This is a genomic window from Pseudochrobactrum sp. Wa41.01b-1, from assembly GCF_019464455.1.
Taxonomy (GTDB): Bacteria; Pseudomonadota; Alphaproteobacteria; order Rhizobiales; family Rhizobiaceae; genus Pseudochrobactrum; species Pseudochrobactrum saccharolyticum.
In genome coordinates, this window is record NZ_CP080493.1 from 2,128,871 (window position 1) to 2,147,109 (window position 18,239).

At 49.2% G+C, this 18,239-nt stretch carries 17 protein-coding genes and 1 tRNA gene; 12 read left to right on the top strand and 6 right to left on the bottom strand.

Annotated features, from left to right (window positions below):
• Nucleotides 1-42 precede the first annotated feature (42 nt).
• From K1X45_RS09970 to K1X45_RS09990, 5 genes are all read left to right on the top strand, one after another.
• Nucleotides 43-270, top strand: a complete 228-nt coding sequence (locus K1X45_RS09970) for a hypothetical protein (protein ID WP_220158724.1) — start codon at nucleotides 43-45, stop codon at nucleotides 268-270.
• Nucleotides 260-1,195, top strand: coding sequence for a site-specific tyrosine recombinase XerD (gene xerD, locus K1X45_RS09975; protein ID WP_220158725.1), 936 nt, complete (start codon nucleotides 260-262; stop codon nucleotides 1,193-1,195). The genes K1X45_RS09970 and xerD overlap by 11 nt, the downstream gene beginning before the upstream one ends.
• A gap of 134 nt (nucleotides 1,196-1,329) precedes the next feature.
• A complete protein-coding gene (locus tag K1X45_RS09980; protein WP_075653906.1) occupies nucleotides 1,330-2,283 on the top strand; it encodes an acetyl-CoA carboxylase carboxyltransferase subunit alpha in 954 nt (317 codons plus the stop codon).
• Nucleotides 2,284-2,563: 280 nt separating this feature from the next.
• Nucleotides 2,564-3,799, top strand: a complete 1,236-nt coding sequence (locus K1X45_RS09985) for a hypothetical protein (protein ID WP_255560386.1) — start codon at nucleotides 2,564-2,566, stop codon at nucleotides 3,797-3,799.
• A 1-nt stretch (nucleotide 3,800) separates the two neighbouring features.
• On the top strand, nucleotides 3,801-4,034 hold the full coding sequence (locus tag K1X45_RS09990) for a sulfurtransferase TusA family protein (protein ID WP_022709333.1): 234 nt from the start codon (nucleotides 3,801-3,803) through the stop codon (nucleotides 4,032-4,034).
• Between the two features lie 110 nt (nucleotides 4,035-4,144).
• Here K1X45_RS09990 and K1X45_RS09995 read toward each other — a convergent pair whose 3' ends face one another.
• Complete coding sequence (locus K1X45_RS09995; RefSeq protein ID WP_220158726.1) at nucleotides 4,145-5,311, bottom strand: GTP-binding protein; 1,167 nt, start codon at nucleotides 5,309-5,311, stop codon at nucleotides 4,145-4,147.
• A gap of 1 nt (nucleotide 5,312) precedes the next feature.
• Nucleotides 5,313-6,395: a D-alanyl-D-alanine carboxypeptidase family protein gene (locus tag K1X45_RS10000; RefSeq protein WP_151158998.1), complete on the bottom strand. Its 1,083-nt coding sequence runs from the start codon at nucleotides 6,393-6,395 to the stop codon at nucleotides 5,313-5,315.
• A 425-nt stretch (nucleotides 6,396-6,820) separates the two neighbouring features.
• Here K1X45_RS10000 and K1X45_RS10005 point away from each other — a divergent pair, with 425 nt between their 5' ends.
• The 7 genes from K1X45_RS10005 to holA all read left to right on the top strand — a co-directional run bounded on the left by K1X45_RS10005 (nucleotide 6,821) and on the right by holA (nucleotide 13,721).
• Nucleotides 6,821-8,017: a M20 aminoacylase family protein gene (locus K1X45_RS10005; protein ID WP_220158727.1), complete on the top strand. Its 1,197-nt coding sequence runs from the start codon at nucleotides 6,821-6,823 to the stop codon at nucleotides 8,015-8,017.
• A 152-nt stretch (nucleotides 8,018-8,169) separates the two neighbouring features.
• A tRNA-Arg gene (locus K1X45_RS10010) sits at nucleotides 8,170-8,246 on the top strand.
• 84 nt (nucleotides 8,247-8,330) lie between these two features.
• On the top strand, nucleotides 8,331-9,458 hold the full coding sequence (locus K1X45_RS10015) for an NAD(P)-binding domain-containing protein (protein WP_220158728.1): 1,128 nt from the start codon (nucleotides 8,331-8,333) through the stop codon (nucleotides 9,456-9,458).
• Nucleotides 9,459-9,679: 221 nt separating this feature from the next.
• Nucleotides 9,680-10,648, top strand: a complete 969-nt coding sequence (locus K1X45_RS10020) for an ABC transporter substrate-binding protein (RefSeq protein WP_220158729.1) — start codon at nucleotides 9,680-9,682, stop codon at nucleotides 10,646-10,648.
• Nucleotides 10,649-10,893: 245 nt separating this feature from the next.
• Nucleotides 10,894-11,775, top strand: a complete 882-nt coding sequence (locus tag K1X45_RS10025) for an ABC transporter permease (protein ID WP_022709105.1) — start codon at nucleotides 10,894-10,896, stop codon at nucleotides 11,773-11,775.
• Entirely contained in the window at nucleotides 11,772-12,566 is a 795-nt protein-coding gene (locus tag K1X45_RS10030) for an ABC transporter ATP-binding protein (RefSeq protein ID WP_022709106.1), read from the top strand. The genes K1X45_RS10025 and K1X45_RS10030 overlap by 4 nt, the downstream gene beginning before the upstream one ends.
• A 108-nt stretch (nucleotides 12,567-12,674) precedes the next feature.
• Nucleotides 12,675-13,721 carry a DNA polymerase III subunit delta gene (holA, locus tag K1X45_RS10035; protein ID WP_220158730.1) on the top strand — a complete coding sequence of 349 codons (1,047 nt, stop codon included), beginning with the start codon at nucleotides 12,675-12,677 and terminating at the stop codon, nucleotides 13,719-13,721.
• 58 nt (nucleotides 13,722-13,779) lie between these two features.
• Here the strand turns inward: holA and K1X45_RS10040 are convergent, their stop codons facing one another.
• From K1X45_RS10040 to mnmG, 4 genes are read right to left on the bottom strand one after another with little or no spacing between them, the layout of a single operon-like run.
• Entirely contained in the window at nucleotides 13,780-14,658 is an 879-nt protein-coding gene (locus tag K1X45_RS10040; protein WP_075653913.1) for a ParB/RepB/Spo0J family partition protein, read from the bottom strand.
• 51 nt (nucleotides 14,659-14,709) lie between these two features.
• Nucleotides 14,710-15,510: a ParA family protein gene (locus K1X45_RS10045; RefSeq protein ID WP_022709109.1), complete on the bottom strand. Its 801-nt coding sequence runs from the start codon at nucleotides 15,508-15,510 to the stop codon at nucleotides 14,710-14,712.
• 54 nt (nucleotides 15,511-15,564) lie between these two features.
• On the bottom strand, nucleotides 15,565-16,197 hold the full coding sequence (gene rsmG / locus K1X45_RS10050) for a 16S rRNA (guanine(527)-N(7))-methyltransferase RsmG (protein WP_220158731.1): 633 nt from the start codon (nucleotides 16,195-16,197) through the stop codon (nucleotides 15,565-15,567).
• Nucleotides 16,194-18,089 carry a tRNA uridine-5-carboxymethylaminomethyl(34) synthesis enzyme MnmG gene (gene mnmG / locus K1X45_RS10055; RefSeq protein ID WP_220158732.1) on the bottom strand — a complete coding sequence of 632 codons (1,896 nt, stop codon included), beginning with the start codon at nucleotides 18,087-18,089 and terminating at the stop codon, nucleotides 16,194-16,196. Before mnmG ends, rsmG begins: the two co-directional genes overlap by 4 nt.
• Between the last annotated feature and the right edge of the window lie 150 nt (nucleotides 18,090-18,239).

The window sequence follows — 18,239 nt, forward strand, 5'->3', positions numbered from 1 at the left end:
GGCACCAAATATCTTTGTCACTGTGAAAGCACTATTACCTTTATGCCGACGCTCACCCGCCTGATTATCATTCTGGCTCTGATTTCTGCCTGTATTTACGGGCTGATGCTGGTGCTTGTGAAAACGGTCAGTCCGGTGACATCAGAGATTATTGTTCGCGTACCGGCACATAAAATGGTGCAGCAACCGCGCGATATTGCGCCTGTCAGCCCTGCCCCTGTGCCATCGCCCTATACAGAGGGCGAACCGGAGGCTGAAGATGCAGAATAATCTCTCAACAGATGCTGCAATCGACTCGTTTCTGGAAATGATGAGTGCTGAACGGGGTGCCGCCGAGAATACGCTGGAATCCTATCGCCGCGATCTGGAAACCGCTGCGGAATTTATGGCAGGTCGCAAAACCGGATTGGTTTCAGCCAATTCCGTCGATATTAAAGCCTGCCTTGATGAGATGAATATTCAAGGCTTCGCTTCCACTTCACAGGCACGCCGCCTCTCCTCTTTGCGGCAATTCTTCCGCTTTCTCTATACTGAAGGTATGCGCAGCGACGATCCGACGGGCATTATCGATGCGCCGAAGAAAAATCAGGCACTGCCTAAAATCATGAGCGAAGACACAGTTTCAAAGCTGCTGGCGCAGGCTGAAACAGAAGCGCAGCCTCAGGAAGATATGAGCGGTTACTTCATCGCCGTGCGTCTGCATGCGTTGCTGGAACTGCTCTATGCCACCGGTATGCGTGTCAGCGAGCTTGTCGGTCTGCCGGAAAAAACCATCCGCAGCAATCAGCGTTTTCTGCTGGTACGCGGTAAAGGTGCCAAGGAACGCATGATGCCGCTCTCGGTCAAAGCGCAGAATGTCCTGCAACTTTATGTGGGTCTGCGTGACAGAGTGCCGGAATGGCAGGACAGTCCCTGGCTGTTTCCAGCCCGCTCAGAAAGCGGTTATCTGGCACGGCAGGTCTTTGCCCGTGATCTGAAATCCCTGGCAGCGCGTGCCGGTATTGCAGCCGCTGCGGTTTCTCCCCATGTGCTGCGTCACGCCTTTGCCAGCCATCTTTTGCAAAATGGTGCAGATTTACGTGCAGTTCAGCAATTATTAGGCCATTCGGACATTTCTACGACACAAATTTATACCCATGTGCTGGAAGAAAGACTGCATCAGCTCGTTGCAACGCATCATCCGCTTGCCGATTGACGCTATGAAGTTTAAGAGAAACATATTCGGCAGATAGATTTTTCTGTCAGACAATCTATATAGGACAGATGAAACCCTCTCTCAGACCTTAATGTCTGATGGTTTTAGTCTCCGGAGCGTAATAGTCAGGTCATATGTATAATTACCTTGATTTCGAAAAACCCGTCGCAGATCTCGATGGTCAGATCCTCGAACTGAAAAAACTGGCGCAGGAAAGCGGCAGTGTCGAGATGAGTGATGAGATACGGCGCCTTGAAAAGCGCTCTAGCGACGCGCTGAAAGATATTTACCGCAAACTCACCCCTTGGCAGAAAGTGCAGATCGCCCGTCATCCGGACCGTCCGCATTGTCTGGATTATGTGAACCGCCTGTTTACAGAATTCACGCCGCTGGCCGGTGACCGTAACTTTGCTGAAGATCAGGCTATTCAGGCCGGTTTTGCGCGCTTTAACGGTCAGGCTGTTGCGGTGCTCGGTCAGGAAAAAGGCAATGACACCAAGACCCGTCTGAAACATAATTTCGGTTCCCCGCGTCCGGAAGGCTATCGTAAAGCCATCCGTATCATGGAGCTGGCTGACCGTTTCAAACTGCCGGTAATCACATTCATTGATACTGCCGGTGCCTATCCGGGTGTGAGTGCGGAAGAGCGCGGTCAGGCAGAAGCCATTGCCCGCTCGCTGGAAATGAGCCTGAAACTGCGTGTACCGGTTATCACTGTTGTGATCGGTGAAGGCGGTTCCGGTGGTGCGATTGCGATTGCTGTCGCCAACCGCGTTTACATGCTCGAACATGCAATCTATTCGGTGATCTCACCGGAAGGTGCTGCTTCCATTCTGTGGCGTGATTCGACCCGTGCCAAAGATGCAGCCACCAATATGCGCATCACTGCGCAGGATCTGCTTGAGCTGAAAATCATTGATAATATTATTCCTGAGCCTCTCGGCGGCGCACATCGCGGTAAAAATGCGATTATCGATGCTGCAGGCGAAGTGATTGCAACAGCCCTGAAATCTCTTGAAGGTGTGGACGGCGAAACACTCAAACAGGAACGCCGCCAGAAGTATCTGGCAATGGGTCGTAATCTCTGAGTGAGATTTCAACCGCTTATTCCATATAAAGGCCGCGCAACCAGCGCGGCCTTTATGTTTTAAGAGCATTTCCGGCAATTCAGCCGTCACAGGAACTGCTCTAAGGCATATGGTCAATACGGGTCATTTGCTGTAAATATTGCCCGATGCTAAGTTAATAACACTTTATCAATCATACTGACCGATACTACGGGACAAACTGATTGCGGCTGAAAATTTGCCTTTTTGCTATTTCAGGATATTTTGTTCCAACTCTTGCCTAATATTGCCGGTGACACTCATGAAACTCAGAACTGCAATTTTTGCTTCACTGATCGCAACCGTAGCACTTGCCGGTTGTCAGGGTTCAGTCTTTGATGGTGTCGGCGCCAAAGCAGAGCGTGAGCTGCCTTCCAAAGTTCTGGCTAAAATCAAAGCCAAGGGCATGAACAAGACATCACCGGTTATGGCGCGTATCTTCAAGGAAGAAGGCGTTCTGGAAGTCTGGAAACAGAAAACCAATGGCCGCTATGACATGGTTGCGTCCTATGAGATCTGCAAATGGTCAGGCAAGCTCGGCCCTAAATATGTAGAGGGTGACCGTCAGGCACCTGAAGGTTTCTATTCGGTTTCTGCTGCGCAGATGAACCCGAATTCACAATATTACCTGTCGTTCAATCTCGGCTTTCCGAATGCCTATGACCGTGCCAATGGCCGTACCGGTCAGCATCTGATGGTGCATGGCGCTTGTTCTTCTGCCGGTTGCTATTCCATGACTGACGAAAGCATGTCCGAAATTTATGCTTTCGGACGCGATGCCTTTAAGGGCGGTCAGCGCGATTTTCAGGTTCAGGCCTATCCGTTCCGTATGACAGCCGCCAATATGGCGCGCTATAAGAATGATCCGAATTATCAGTTCTGGACCATGCTTAAAGAAGGCTATGACCAGTTCGAAATTACAAAAGTACCGCCGAAAGTCGATGTTTGCGGCAAGCGTTACGTCTTTAATCAGAACTTCCCGGGACAGCAGGGACTTTCGGCTTCTGCCGCTTGCCCGCCAATGTCACAGCCGGATTCAATCCAGTCTGCTTATTCCAGCTACCAGAAAACCTATGATGCAGCTTTTTCGAGCGCGCTGAATAAATCATCGAAAAAGCAGCCTGCGCCTTCAATCATGGGTGTTCAGGAAGCAAAACTGGTATCTGACTGGAGTGCACGTCGTGCACGTGGTGAGAAAGTGTCCCGCACGCCGCCATCTTTAAGCCCTGCCTCTTCCGAGACACCGGGCGCACCGGATACTGCAGCACCGACAGCGGTCGCCCAGACACCTGTAACGGCACCTGCAACAACCTCGGTTGCAACTAATGTACCGGCAGCAACCCAGCCTGTTCTGGATCAGAATGCAACCGCTTCTGTTCCTGTGCCGAACAATAATCCGGCAGCAGCAGCCGTTGTTGCCCCTCAGGTAACACCCGATATGCCGGCGGCGGCAACAGCTGAGAAGAAATCTCTCTGGAACCGGCTGACCGGCCAATAATATGACCGCTGAAGCTGAAGTTTTTTATGATTTTAAGGGGCTGCAATGCCCCTTACCTGTTTTGAAAACCCGTAAAAAATTACAAGACCTGTCTGCCGGTGACCGGATCAGGATTGAAACCACTGATCCGCTTTCCCCGCTTGATATTGCCCATTTCTGCCAGTCAGAAGGGCATATTCTGCTGGAACAGCAGAATGAGGGTCGGGTTTTTCATTTTCTGATACAAAAGGGCTAGAGCATTTCACAGTCAAGTTGGATCAACTTGACGCCCGTGATAATGCGACGAAATAAAGAATCTAGAGCGAGCATTATGATCCAATCTGGACGTAAACCGCTCTAAGATTTTTAGCCCTTCATGGAAAAACCGGGAATTGCCAGCGGATTATCAGTCAGCGCCTGTGCATCAGCCTGATCAATACGCGGCTTGCCTAAAAACGCATCAAACAGATCACGTATATAGGTCTCATCCAGATCTTTGGTAATCAGAACCAGACGTGTCTGATATTTGCTGTCCTGCAATTCCTGCGGCCAGCTTTTCAGACGCACAGGCGGATGCAAAATCTGCTGCACACCGTGAATAACCAGCGGTCGTTCAGCATCTTCAGCAACAGCGATAATCCCTTTCATGCGCAGTAATTTGTCGCCGTGAGTAGAGCGCAGCAAATCCAGAAACATTTCAATGGCTGCAAAAGGTACCGGCGCATCATGTTTCAGCGAGAATGAACGGATTGTCTCATCGTGATGGTGGTGATGATGATGGCCATGTTCACCGTGATGATGGCCGGAACAGCCTGCACCATGTATCTCACAAACGTGGTCGTGATGGTCATGATGATCATCATAACTGTCTGCTTTCAGCCAGTTCTGCACGTCCGGTGTCTTGCCTGCCGGATTGTACAATCCGCAATCAAACAAAGCTGCATAACCGATATCATCAGCAACATTGTCATAGATTTCGGCTGCCGGATTAAGGTTTATGATCCGCGTCTTTAAAGCTGCAAGCTGTGCTGTATCAGCAAGATCAGATTTGGTAATGGTAATCCGGTCAGCAACAGCAACCTGTTTCACGGCCTCGATATGGGCATCCAATGTCGCCATACCATTCACAGCATCAACTGCTGTAATCACACCATCCAGTTTCAGAACCTGCATCAAAACCGGATGCCCCATCAGCGCCTGCAATACCGGCACGGGATCAGCCAGACCGGTTGTCTCGATGACAATGCGCTGCAAGGCATTGATCTTGCCCATCTGCACCCGCTCAATCAGATCAGCCAGCGTGTCCACCAGCTCACCGCGAACGGTGCAGCAGAGGCAACCATCTGCAAGCTGAATAACCCCGTCAGCCGTCTGCTCAACAAGCAGATGATCTATACTGACATCACCAAATTCATTGATGATAACCGCCGTATCCTGCAAGGCAGGATCTTTCAGCAGCCGGTTGAGCAATGTGGTTTTTCCTGCTCCCAGAAAACCTGTGAGCACAGAAACGCTGATCGGTTTGAAGGACATGTTAATTCACTGCTGTTGTCAGATTACCGCGCATAGGACGCTGCAGCGGAATCGGTACTTGTGAAATATGCAGCACGCCGCCTGCCTGCACTTCCGGTGCTTTGGCAACCAGTCCGACAGGAACCGCAACCGGTTCACGGGTCATCGCCGTAATATAAGGCGAATTGATTTTCAAACGGCCTTCCACATCACGTCCATCCCAGCGGTCCGACATAGCCTGCTGGCTGCAAATCTGCGCCCGCAAATCTGTGGCCTGATTATTATTGCTGCCATAAGGCACAAGGCTGGCAAGCGTTGCACCGCCGCCGCCACGGGTAGCAAAACCATTTTGCAGCAATTCCGCAGCCTGCACGGCACGGTCTTCCTGTTTGGCTGCACCCAGCACAACAGCAACAATTGTACGGCCGTTTCGGGTTGCAGAACCGGCGAGGTTAAATCCGGAAGCGCAGATGAAGCCGGTTTTCATACCGTCAGCGCCGTTAAACCGGCCGAGCAGAATATTATAATTGGCCTGAACTTTTTTGCCCTCACCCGGATCAATCGCTTCCGTATTAAAGTAATGGGCATATTCAGGAAACTCACGACGCAGCTGCGCAGCAAGCAAAGCCATATCGCGCGCGGTCGAATAATTGTTCGGATCAGGCAGACCATGCGGATTGGTAAAGTTTGAACCGAACATGCCAATGCGTCTTGCCTCGGCATTCATCATTTTTGCAAATCCGGCTTTGCTGCCACCAACGGATTCAGCCACTGCAACGGACACGTCATTGGCGGATTTCACCATCATGATTTTCAAAGCACTGTCCAGTGTCATCACCGAACCGGCTTTATAGCCCATTTTACTCGGCGGTTCTTTTGTCGCCGCAACAGACATACGCACCGGTGATTCCAGTGTTTTCTGACCGGAGCGCAAAGCGCGGAACACCACATAGGCTGACATCATTTTGGTCAGCGATGCCGGATACCAGCGCTTAAAAGCATCATTATGCGCCAGTACCTTACCGGTCGACACATCAACAGCCATATAGGGATTGGCTTGCGCCACTGAAACAGCCTGCGAAATTGCAAGGCATGAGACAGTCATTGCCAGAACAGATTGTTTTAAAATATTCGGGATCATGGGATGACCACCTTTCAAGGCGTAATATTCGGTATTCAGATATCCGGAACTATATCCTGCTTCACCGCAGATCAGAACCTGCATTTGTTTCGTCAGGTCTTCAAGCGGTATAAAGCGGCAAAAATCCGGTCATCAGAAAAAATGCCTGCACATTTTTCTTAAGTAAACTTTTCTACCTCAGACACCGCATAAAAGGCAAAGACCGATTGGCGAAATTTTATAAAACACACTATGTTATCTGAGAGCGTTGTGTTTTACCCACACCCGCTCATAGTGTGTATAATTTTATTGCATCATTACTGTGACGAGTGGTTTCAGTTTTATGCAGTCCACATACCGCCTCGCTCATAATGCCTCGGAGGAGAGGCACACAGGTTCGGAGAACAGAAATGCCGCTTTTAGATCGCGCCGCACAATTAAAACAGGAAGTCAGCCTGTGGCGCAGACATTTACACAGCAAACCGGAATTACTCTATGACGTGCATGAAACTGCGGCATTTGTAGAACAAAAACTGCGTGAATTCGGCTGTGATGAAGTTGTGACCGGTATCGGACGCACCGGTGTTGTCGGCGTCATTAAAGGCAAAAAAGGTGCGGGTCAGGCAATCGGTCTGCGTGCGGATATGGATGCATTACCGCTGACTGAAACCGGCACACCGGAATGGGTTTCGCAAAATCCGGGTAAGGCACATTCATGTGGTCATGACGGCCACACCTCCATGCTGCTCGGTGCTGCAAAAATTCTCTGCGAGACCCGTGATTTCTACGGCGAAGTCATCGTCATTTTCCAGCCTGCCGAAGAAGGCGGTGCCGGTGGCCTGGCTATGGTCAAAGACGGTATGATGGAGCGCTTCAATATTGTTGAAGTTTACGGCATGCATAATATGCCGGGCATCCCTGTCGGTGAACTGGCCGTTTGCAAAGGCCCGATCATGGCCGCGACTGATGAATTTACCATCACCATCAACGGCAAAGGCGGCCATGCCGCACAGCCGCATCGCAACATTGATCCGATCGTCATCGGCTCCCAGCTGGTCACGGCATTACAGAGTATTGTTTCACGTGGATCAAACCCGCTGGATTCACTGGTGATCTCGGTCACCAAATTTAATGCCGGTGAAGCTTATAATATTATTCCGGAAAAAGCCGTGCTCGCAGGCACAGTACGCAGCCTCACAAAGCACAACCGTGCTTTTGCCGAGCAGCGTATGCGTGCCCATTGTGAAGCCTTCGGCCTGCTCAACAATATCAAGATCGATCTTGATTTTAAAAACAACTATCCGGTGACATTCAACCATTCCGGCCAGACAGAAATCGCCGCCGATGTTGCTGACAAGGTCAGTATCAATGGTCCGATCACCCGTGAAGTTGAACCGATGATGGGTGGTGAGGATTTCTCCTATATGCTCGAAGCACGTCCGGGTTGCTATATTTTCCTCGGCAATGGCGAGAGCGCAAACCTGCATCATCCGGCCTATGATTTTAATGATGATGCTCTGCCCTATGGTATGAGCTACTGGGTTGAGCTTGCACAATATCGTCTCAAAGACGCGCAGCTAGCGCCGGCTGAGAAAATCGCAGCCTGATCTCAGACTGCAAATTAAACAGGTTTCTGTTCAGCGAAGAGGCATAATCCCCTCTTCGCTTTTTTATTTCTCATCAGACTATTCCGGTATTTTCTGCCCTGCCTGCCCTTGGCTTACGGTCAAAAAATCAGTATGTGTGCACCATACTATCCGGTCCCGTAGCTCAGTAGGATAGAGCGACAGATTCCTAATCTGTAGGCCACTGGTTCGAATCCAGTCGGGATCACCATTTCTCTCTCCCCTACCAACCGCTTGTATGAACGGAACAAAAACCTAAGTAAGGTTTAGTTGTTCGATAAAGCGGATTCTGGCCATGAGTGATAATCAAGAGACTGTAACAAAACCGGCACTGCATATGGCCTTTAAAACCGATATTCTCATTATCGGTGCCGGACAGGCCGGTTTATCTTCCGCTTATCATCTGCAAAAACTGGGTCTGAAAGCAGGCCGTAATTTTATCATTCTCGATAAATCGCCCGATGCCGGCGGCGCATGGCAATATCGCTGGCCTACCCTCACACTCAGCACAGTAAACCGGATTCATGACCTTCCGGGCATGTCCTTCTCAGATGTTCTGGAGCCGGAAGTATCAGAGGTCAAAGCATCCATTGCTGTTCCCCGATATTATGCGGCCTATGAAAAGAAGTTTCATTTGCCGGTTTACAGGCCAGTGAGTGTCAATGTTGTTTGTGAGCGCAATGAGCGTTTTCGTATTGAAACCGATCGGGAAACTTTCACTGCCCGCGGATTAATCAATGCCACCGGTACATGGGAGACACCGGTCATACCGCATTATACCGGTGCTGAACTTTTCAAAGGACAGCAGCTTCATACCCGCGATTATCAGACAGCTGAAGCATTCGCCGGCAAACATGTTGTCATTGTTGGCGGTGGTATTTCCGCTCTGCAGCTGCTTAATGAAATTTCACAGGTCACCACAACGACATGGGTAACCCGCAGCGAACCGCAATTTCGTGAAACACCATTTACAGAAGAAGATGGCCGAGCAGCTGTGGCCATTGTCGAAGATCGTGTCCGCCGCGGTTTAATCCCCGGCTCTGTTGTTTCTGTAACCGGTATTCCCCTCACCCCCGCATTACGCGCAGCCCGTGAACGCGGTGCATTAAACCGCCTGCCAATGTTCAGCGAGATAACAGAAACAGGCATCCGTTGGACAGACGGCACAGAACAACACGCCGATGTCATCCTATGGTGTACCGGCTTCCGCAGTTCCCTCGATCATCTTGCACCATTACAAATCCGCGAAGCCAATGGCGGCATTATTATGGGCGGCAGACTGGCAACAGAAGTTGTCAAAGATCCGCGCATTCATCTGGTAGGGTATGGACCATCGGCATCAACCATCGGAGCCAATCGCGCAGGCGCTGCAGCAGCTAAAGAGCTGAGCGAATATCTTGAGCTGAATAAACAATATGCATAACGGATTTTGATTTCGTGAAACCTGTAAATCATAAAATATGTCGTTAAGTTTTTGCTAACCACGATGATTCACGTGAAACAACTATGCTTTTACCGCCACGCCTGCCGGTAAGAATAGCGCTAAAGTGTCCGCCTCTTGACTATCCCATATGATGCGCGTTGACCTCTCTCCGAGAACTGATTATTCGTTTTGATCGGGACGCGGAACAGAGGGAGATTTTCATGCGTACACTTTTCCTGGCTTTGCTGTCGACAGCTATGGCCACAACAATGATTGCTGCACCGGCAAATGCCAAAGATGTCAGTGTTGCTGTCACAGCAATTGTTGAACATCCGGCTCTTGATGCTGCCCGCGACGGTGTAAAAGATGCACTGGCCGCAGCCGGTTTTAAAGAAGGTGAAAATCTGAAATTCACCTATCAGTCTGCTCAGGGCAATCCTGCAACAGCTGCTCAGATCGCCCGTCAGTTCATCGGTGAAGCACCGGATGTAATTGTACCGATCTCTACACCATCTGCGCAGGCCGTGGTTTCCGGCACCCGTGATATTCCGGTTGTGTTTACTGCCGTGTCTGATCCGGTTGGCGCACAGCTTGTTAAAAGCATGGAAAAGCCTGGCGGCAATGTCACCGGTCTGTCCGATCTTTCACCGGTTGCTGATCACGTCAAACTAATCAAAGAAGTAGCTCCAAATGTAAAAACCATCGGCTTCCTTTATAATTCCGGTGAGGCCAATTCGATTTCGCTTCTCGAAGGCCTGAAAGTTGCGGCCAAAGAAGGTGGTCTGGAAGTGGTTGAATCAGCTGCAACCAAATCGGCTGAAGTTCAAGGCGCAGCCCGCGCTTTGATCGGTAAAGCAGACCTGATTTATATCCCGACCGACAACACTATTATTTCTGCGCTTGAAGGTGCGGTCAGTGTTGCGGAAGAAGCCAAGATTCCTCTGATGACTGCCGATACAGATTCCGTCAGCCGCGGTGCTTTCATCGCTCTCGGTTTCAACTATTATGATGTTGGCAAGCAGACCGGTGAAGTTGTTGTCCGTATTCTGAAGGGCGAAAAGCCAGGTGATATTCCGGTGAAAGTTGCCGCCGGTACAGATCTTGTTGTCAATCTGGTTGCAGCAAAGAAAATGGGTATTGAAATCCCGCAAGCTGTGGTCGATCGCGCAAGCAAAGTCATCAAAGAATAATCTGCATTCAAACCGGTAAAGCACCTTTACCGGTTTTTCATCATCCGGATATTCGGGTTCAATTTTTTAGACCTCAATATCCGGGTCATCTCCTTTGTATCTTTTAAATCCGGCACAGACCGCAAAACAAAAGATACTCAGATTTCAACAGGCAGGCTGCCCCGTATTATCAGACGGTCAAAACAGAACTGTGATTGACCCGTTTGAGAGTGCCGGCCGTCTGCACAAGCCGAAGGAACATTATTGTGAGTCTGATCGCTTTTTGGGGTGCGGTCGAATTAGGTCTGGTCTTTTCATTTGTAGCCCTCGGCGTATATCTGTCGTTTCGTGTGCTTGATTTTCCAGATCTGACTGTGGATGGTTCCTTTCCACTCGGCGCCGCTGTTACTGCTGTTTTAATTATTGCCGGTGTTAATCCGTGGCTTGCCGCGCTGATTGCCATGATGGCAGGCGCTGTTGCCGGACTTGTAACCGCAACATTGAATATCCGCTTCGGCATCCTTAATCTTCTGGCCTCCATCCTCACAATGACTGCGCTTTTCTCAGTCAATCTGCGTGTGATGGGCAAGCCGAACGTCGCTCTGATTAATCAGGATACAATGATCTCACCTTTTTATGGGTTAGGTGTTCCTGAATATTATGTGCGTCCGCTTTTTGTTGGCGTTCTTGTTATCATCGCCGCCCTGCTCATCTGGCGTTTTCTGGAAAGCAATATCGGCCTTGCCATGCGTGCAACCGGTACCAATGCGCGTATGGCACGCGCACAGGGCGTGAAAACCGATCGTCAGATTTATCTCGGCATGGCAATGTCCAATGCTCTGGTTGCTCTTGGCGGTGCATTATTTGCTCAGACAAACGGCTTTGCAGATGTCACCTCCGGTGTCGGCACAATTGTTGTCGGTCTTGCCGCAGTGATTATCGGTGAAACATTATTCCGCACGCGCTTTTTGCTTTGGGCGCTGATCGGCTGTATCATTGGTTCCATACTTTATCGTATCGCCATCCAGCTGGCGCTGAGCAGTGATTTCATCGGGCTCAAAGCGTCTGACCTTAATCTGGCAACAGCTGTACTGGTGACACTGGCACTCATTCTGCCACGCCTTCGTCGCGGAGGAGCCTCCAAATGATTGAAGTCTCAAATCTTGGTGTTGTGTTCGGACGTGGCACACCTCTGCAGAAACAGGCGCTTTCCGGCATCAATCTGAAGATTGAAGAAGGCACATTTGTTACTGTAATCGGTTCCAATGGTGCGGGTAAATCAACCCTGCTCGGTGCCCTCGCCGGTGATGTTCAGGCCTCTGAAGGAAAAATCCTGATCGGCAATAAAGATGTCACCAAACAGTCGACCGCTGACCGTGCCTCCATGGTAGCACGTGTGTTTCAGGACCCGCTGACCGGCAGCTGCGGTGCATTGTCGATTGAAGAGAACCTTGCCCTCGCAGCCATGCGCGGACAAAAGCGTGGCCTGTCCCATGCGCTTAATCATAAGCGTCGTGAACTGTTCCGCGAACGGATTGCAGGGCTTAATCTCGGTCTGGAAAACCGTGTGCAGGATCGTATGGATTTGCTCTCCGGTGGTCAGCGTCAGGCACTGTCTCTCATCATGGCCACCCTGACAAAATCAGAAGTCTTGCTGCTTGATGAACATACGGCTGCTCTTGATCCGGGCATGGCAGATTTCATCATGAAACTCACAGCCAAGCTTGTTAGTGAAAACAAGCTGACGACGATGATGGTAACGCACTCCATGCAGCAGGCACTTGATTACGGTACCCGTACAATCATGCTACATGGCGGTAATATCATCCTCGATGTTTCCGGCGATGAGCGTAAGAACCTTACCGTTAAAGACCTGATTGATATGTTCAAAAAAGTACGTGGTGAAACACTGGATGATGATGCATTGCTGATCCAATAAATAGGACTGTCATCTGAAACTTGAAAATGCCGCGTTCATCCCGCGGCATTTTTATTTGAAAGCTGAAACACGGATTTCACTTTAGCCACCTTTGTTGTAAGCAGACTTATGGCACAGAAAAAAGCACATGAAGTTGACGGGTTTCTCGCGCGTCCGGCTCAAACCGGAACGGTAGTCTTGCTCTATGGTCCCGACAAAGGTCTTGTTAGTGAGCGCGGCGCAAAATTCGCCAAATTGACCGGCCTGCCTCTGGATGATCCGTTTGCGGTTTTGCGCATTGAAGCGGATGAAATTGACAAAGACCCTGCTCGCCTGATCGATGAAGCCAGAACAATTTCCATGTTCGGCGGAGATCGTCTGATCTGGATTAAAAATGCTTCGGCACAAAAAAATCTGGCTGAGGCCGTTAAAAACCTGATTTCAGAGCCACCTCAGGACACCTATATTCTGGTTGAGGCCGGTGATCTGAAAAAAGGTGCAGCACTGCGCACCAATGTGGAAAACGGCTCCACAGCCATGGCTCTGCCCTGCTATAGCGATGATGCGCGCGGCATTGACGGTTTAATCGACGATGTGTTGCAAGCCAATCATTTGCAAATTTCCAATGATGCCCGTCAGTTTCTGCGCCTGAGCCTTGGCGGTGACCGTCTGGCCACACGCGGTGAACTTGAAAAGCTTTGCCTCTATGCGCGCGGTCAGCAGCGTATCGAACTTGAGGATGTTCGAGAATCTGTGGGCGATGTCGCCGCTCTTTCTCAGGATGAGGTGATCGACGCTGTTCTGATTGGTGATCTGCCAAAGTTCAACATTGCCTTTGACCGCGTAGTCAATACCGGCACCCACCCTTTCCTGCTCGTCAATTCGGCTATCCGCCAGTTTAGCCAATTACAGACATTGCGTTATGCTATGGAAACAGGAAATGTGCCGGCAGGGCTTGTTGTCAATTCTGCAAAACCACCGATCTTCTTCGCCCGTAAAAAGCTGGTTGAGACGGCTTTGGGACTCTGGAGCGTTGCATCACTTAACAAGGTAACTGACAGGCTTCAGCGCACAGTTCTGGAAAGCCGACAGAATGCGACCCTGTCAACAGCAATCATAAGACAGGCTTTTATTGCTCTGACAGTAGAAGCAATAAGAAATAAACAAAGACGTTGATTTCATCATAATAAAAAAGCCGGTACTCAGACCGGCTTTTCTTTTATTTTTTAGTATATCAGCTTTGCAAGCGGCGGCAAATTTCATCCAATTGTTCAAGAGAACTATAACGGATGCGAACTTCGCCACCACGATCACGATGATTAATTTCAACTTTCATACCGGTTACATCAGAAAGCAGTTTTTCTAATGCCCGTGTATCAGCATCTTTTTCAACCGGTGCACGTTCCGGCTTAACCGCCGGAATACCCTTGCTCTCAGCCTGAGACAGAGCCTCAACCTGACGGACTGACAGACCTTCTTTGACGATGCGTTCTGCAACAGCCTGAGGATTTTCCATTGTAATCAGTGTGCGCGCATGACCGGCAGTCAAAGCACCATCATTGATCAGTCCCTGCACTTCTGTCGGCAGTTTAAGAAGACGCAACGTATTTGCAACATGACTGCGGCTCTTACCGATAACCTGCGCCAGATCGGCCTGCGTATAATCATGCTCATCAATCAACAACTGATAACCCATTGCTTCTTCAACAGGGTTCAGATCAGCACGCTGAACGTTTTCGATAATTGCCAGCTCAAGAGCAACGCGATCATCCACATCGCGCATAATAACCGGAATTTCGGTTAAACCGGCACGCTGTGCCGCACGCCAGCGGCGTTCACCGGCAATCAGCTCAAAATGCTCACGATTTTCCGGTGCCGGACGCACGACAATCGGCTGTACAATGCCATGCTCACGAATGGACTGTGCCAGATCTTCCAGCTCAGCTTCCGTAAAAATGCGACGCGGATTGCGCGGGTTACGGCTTACAAATTCAATAGGCACATAACGTTCAAGCGGAACCGGTGCCTTGCGTTCTTCCACAGGCCGGTCGATATCCCCAATCAGAGCTGCCAGACCGCGACCAAGACGCTTTTTTGAAGGATCATCGTTCATCAGTTGAATGCTTTCTGCAAATTGTTACGTAGTCGAATCGAATAGTCAGTTTCATGCTGCGGTACGAAGCTGGCGTTCCCGCTGGATCACTTCGGATGCCAGCTGAAGATAGGCCTGACTTCCCGCGCATTTCAGATCATAAAGAATAGCCGGTTTACCATGAGACGGTGCTTCCGATACCCGCACGTTGCGCGGAATAACAGTCCGGTAAACCTTCTCGCCCATAAAGGCACGCACATCATCAACAACCTGATTGGCCAGATTGTTACGGCTGTCATACATGGTCAGCACAACGCCCTGAATCGACAATTCAGGATTAAGCGAATTGCGCACCTGATTGACAGTTTCGAGCAGCTGGCTGAGACCTTCAAGCGCAAAAAACTCACACTGCAACGGCACCAGAACAGAGTCTGCGGCAGCCATTGCATTCAGTGTCAGAAGATTAAGTGACGGCGGGCAATCAATCAGAATATAGCTGAAATGATCGGCAATACCTGAATCAAAGCGCAGCGCATCACGCAAACGTCTGGTTCTGTCCGGTGCATGGGAAATTTCCATTTCAATACCGAGCAAATCCAGCGTCGATGCAACCAGATAAAGATTAGGTACATCAGTCGCAATTGCTGCATCCGGCACAGAAGCATTCTGCGTCAGCACATCATAAGATGACAATGGGCGATTTTTACGGTCAACTCCAAGTCCGGTACTGGCATTGCCCTGCGGATCGAGATCAACAATCAATACATTTTCACCGATTGCAGCCAAAGCAGTCGCCAGATTAATAGCCGTTGTGGTTTTTCCCACGCCGCCTTTCTGGTTCGCGATCGTTATAATCCGTGTTCTGTTATTCATAATAATTGTCCCGAATAACTTCCGTTTTCAATGCTCATTCAATGTCATTGCCATTCAACGGCGTTGTAAATTACTGATTTCCAGAATGACTGAATCCGCTTCTATTGCGCTTCCATGTCGTACAAGGTCAAATTTCCAGTTCAGCAGACTTTCATCAATTTCACGCTGATAGTCCCGCCCTTTTTGAAACAATGCCTTAGCACCTTTTGTCATCCACGGTTCTGTCAATTCAAACAGCTTGTCCAGCGAAGCCAAGGCTCTGGCGGTGATAATTTCCGGAACCTGAAGTTGCTGATAACAGCTTTCAATTCTGGCATTCACAACCTGTCCGCGCGTCTGAAACTGAGCCAATGCATTTCTCAAAAACGCTGATTTCTTACTATTACTCTCAACCAGTCTTATTGAACCGCCAGTTTCTTTCAGCATGATTGCTAAAACTACACCCGGAAAACCGCCGCCTGATCCCAAATCCAACCACTGCTTTGCTTGAGGTGCCAGTTTAAAAAGCTGAACACTATCAAGAATGTGACGCTCCCATAGTGTTTCCAGTGTATTTGGCGAAGCCAGATTGATTGCTTTGGACCATTTTTTGAACAGCGTTTCAAAACCAATCAAATCATCGGCTGTTTCACGTGAAACAGATGGGTATATTTGTTTCAGTGAATCAAAATATTTATCTTTTGTCATGCTGGTTTTGCCAAATCACCCGAAATATCCTGTGCAATACCATGTCTGCGGATATGTGTTATCAATAATGCGATCGCAGCAGGCGTCATCCCCTCAATTCTTTGCGCTTCAGCAATATTTGAAGGCTGACGCTTCTCAAGCTTTTGTTTCAATTCAAGGGACAGGCCGGAAATTGTCGAGAACTGGATTGATCGTGGTATAATCAACTGCTCTTCGCGTTCCATCACAGCAATATCGGCTGTCTGGCGATCCAGATAAACAGAATATTGCGCTTCAATTTCCAGAGCTTCTTTTGTCGCCGAAGACAAACCAGAAAGCTCAGGCCAGACTTCTGTGAGGCGCTCTATATTAACATCCGGATAGGAAAGCAGATCATAAAGCGTGCGACGAATTCCATCTTTGTTGAGATTTAACCCAAAACCAGCAGCAGCATTTGGTGTAATGGACAAGGATTGAGCAAGCTCCCTCGCCTGATCCAGCTCCTGTTTTCTCTCATTAAAGCGTGTTTGCCGCGCTGAACCAATAAGTCCCCAGTTTTCACCCAAAGGCGTCAAACGACTGTCGGCATTATCTGCGCGCAGAGAAAGTCTGAATTCTGCACGTGATGTAAACATGCGATATGGTTCACTAACACCACGCGCTGTCAGATCATCAATCATCACACCAATATAAGCTTCTGTACGCTGAAGAATAACAGGCTCACTGCCACCGGCATGTCTGGAAGCATTCAAACCAGCCAGTAAACCTTGTGCTCCGGCTTCTTCATAGCCGGTTGTGCCGTTAATCTGGCCAGCTAAGAACAGACCTTTAACGCGACGTGTTTCAAGGCTGCGTTGCAACTCACGCGGATCAATAAAGTCATATTCAATAGCATAGCCTGGCTGCAGCATTTTCGCATGCTCCAAACCTGGTATAGTTTTCAAAATATCGAGCTGAACATCTTCCGGCAGGCTGGTCGAAATACCATTCGGATAAACAGTATCATCATCAAGACCTTCCGGCTCCAGAAAAATCTGATGCCCGTCACGGTCGCCAAATTTGACAATTTTATCCTCAATCGACGGACAATAACGAGGGCCAATGCCTTCAATATTCCCTGAATACATTGCCGAGCGATGGATGTTATCGCGGATCAATTGATGCGTCGCATCAGTTGTGCGTGTAATGCCGCAATCAATTTGCGGTACTGTAATCTTATCCGTCATCATTGAAAACGGAACCGGATCTTCATCCGCGGATTGTTTATCCAGACTTGCCCAGTCAATCGTCTTGCCATCAATGCGGCAAGGTGTACCGGTTTTTAAACGACCTAAAGCAAAGCCAAGACCAATTAAACGCTCTGACAATCCCAGTGCCGGTTTTTCACCCATACGTCCGGCAGGGATAGTTTTCTCACCAATATGAATAAGGCCATTCAAAAATGTTCCGCTTGTCAGCACAACAGATGCACAATTGATAATTGTACCATCCATGAGTTGAACAGCTTTGACTACACCATTTTCAACGAGAATATCTGCTGCACCACCTTCAATGACCGTCAGGTTTTGCTGTTCTTTGATGAAGCTCTGAATAGCCAGACGGTATAATTTGCGATCCGCCTGAGTGCGCGGCCCACGAACAGCAGGACCTTTACGACGATTCAACAAACGAAACTGAATACCTGCCTGATCAGCCGCCTTGCCCATCAAGCCATCAAACGCATCAATTTCACGGACAAGTTGTCCCTTTCCTAATCCGCCAATAGCAGGATTACAGGACATAACACCTATCGTATCAAAATGATGCGTTACTAAAGCAGTTTTAGCGCCGGTTCTTGCTGATGCTGCGGCAGCTTCTGTACCGGCATGACCACCACCAATAACAATGACGTCGTAAAAACCTGTCATAATCATATCCAAAACTTGTTTGGTTTCACGTGAATCATCATTCTCATGTTCTCTCTGAAAAGGGAACACATAACTCGAGAGTGAACAAGAATTTCAGAAATGGGAATCTATCGACTCAGAATAATCTAGCCGAGTCAAATTGTGTTTTTAGATTCC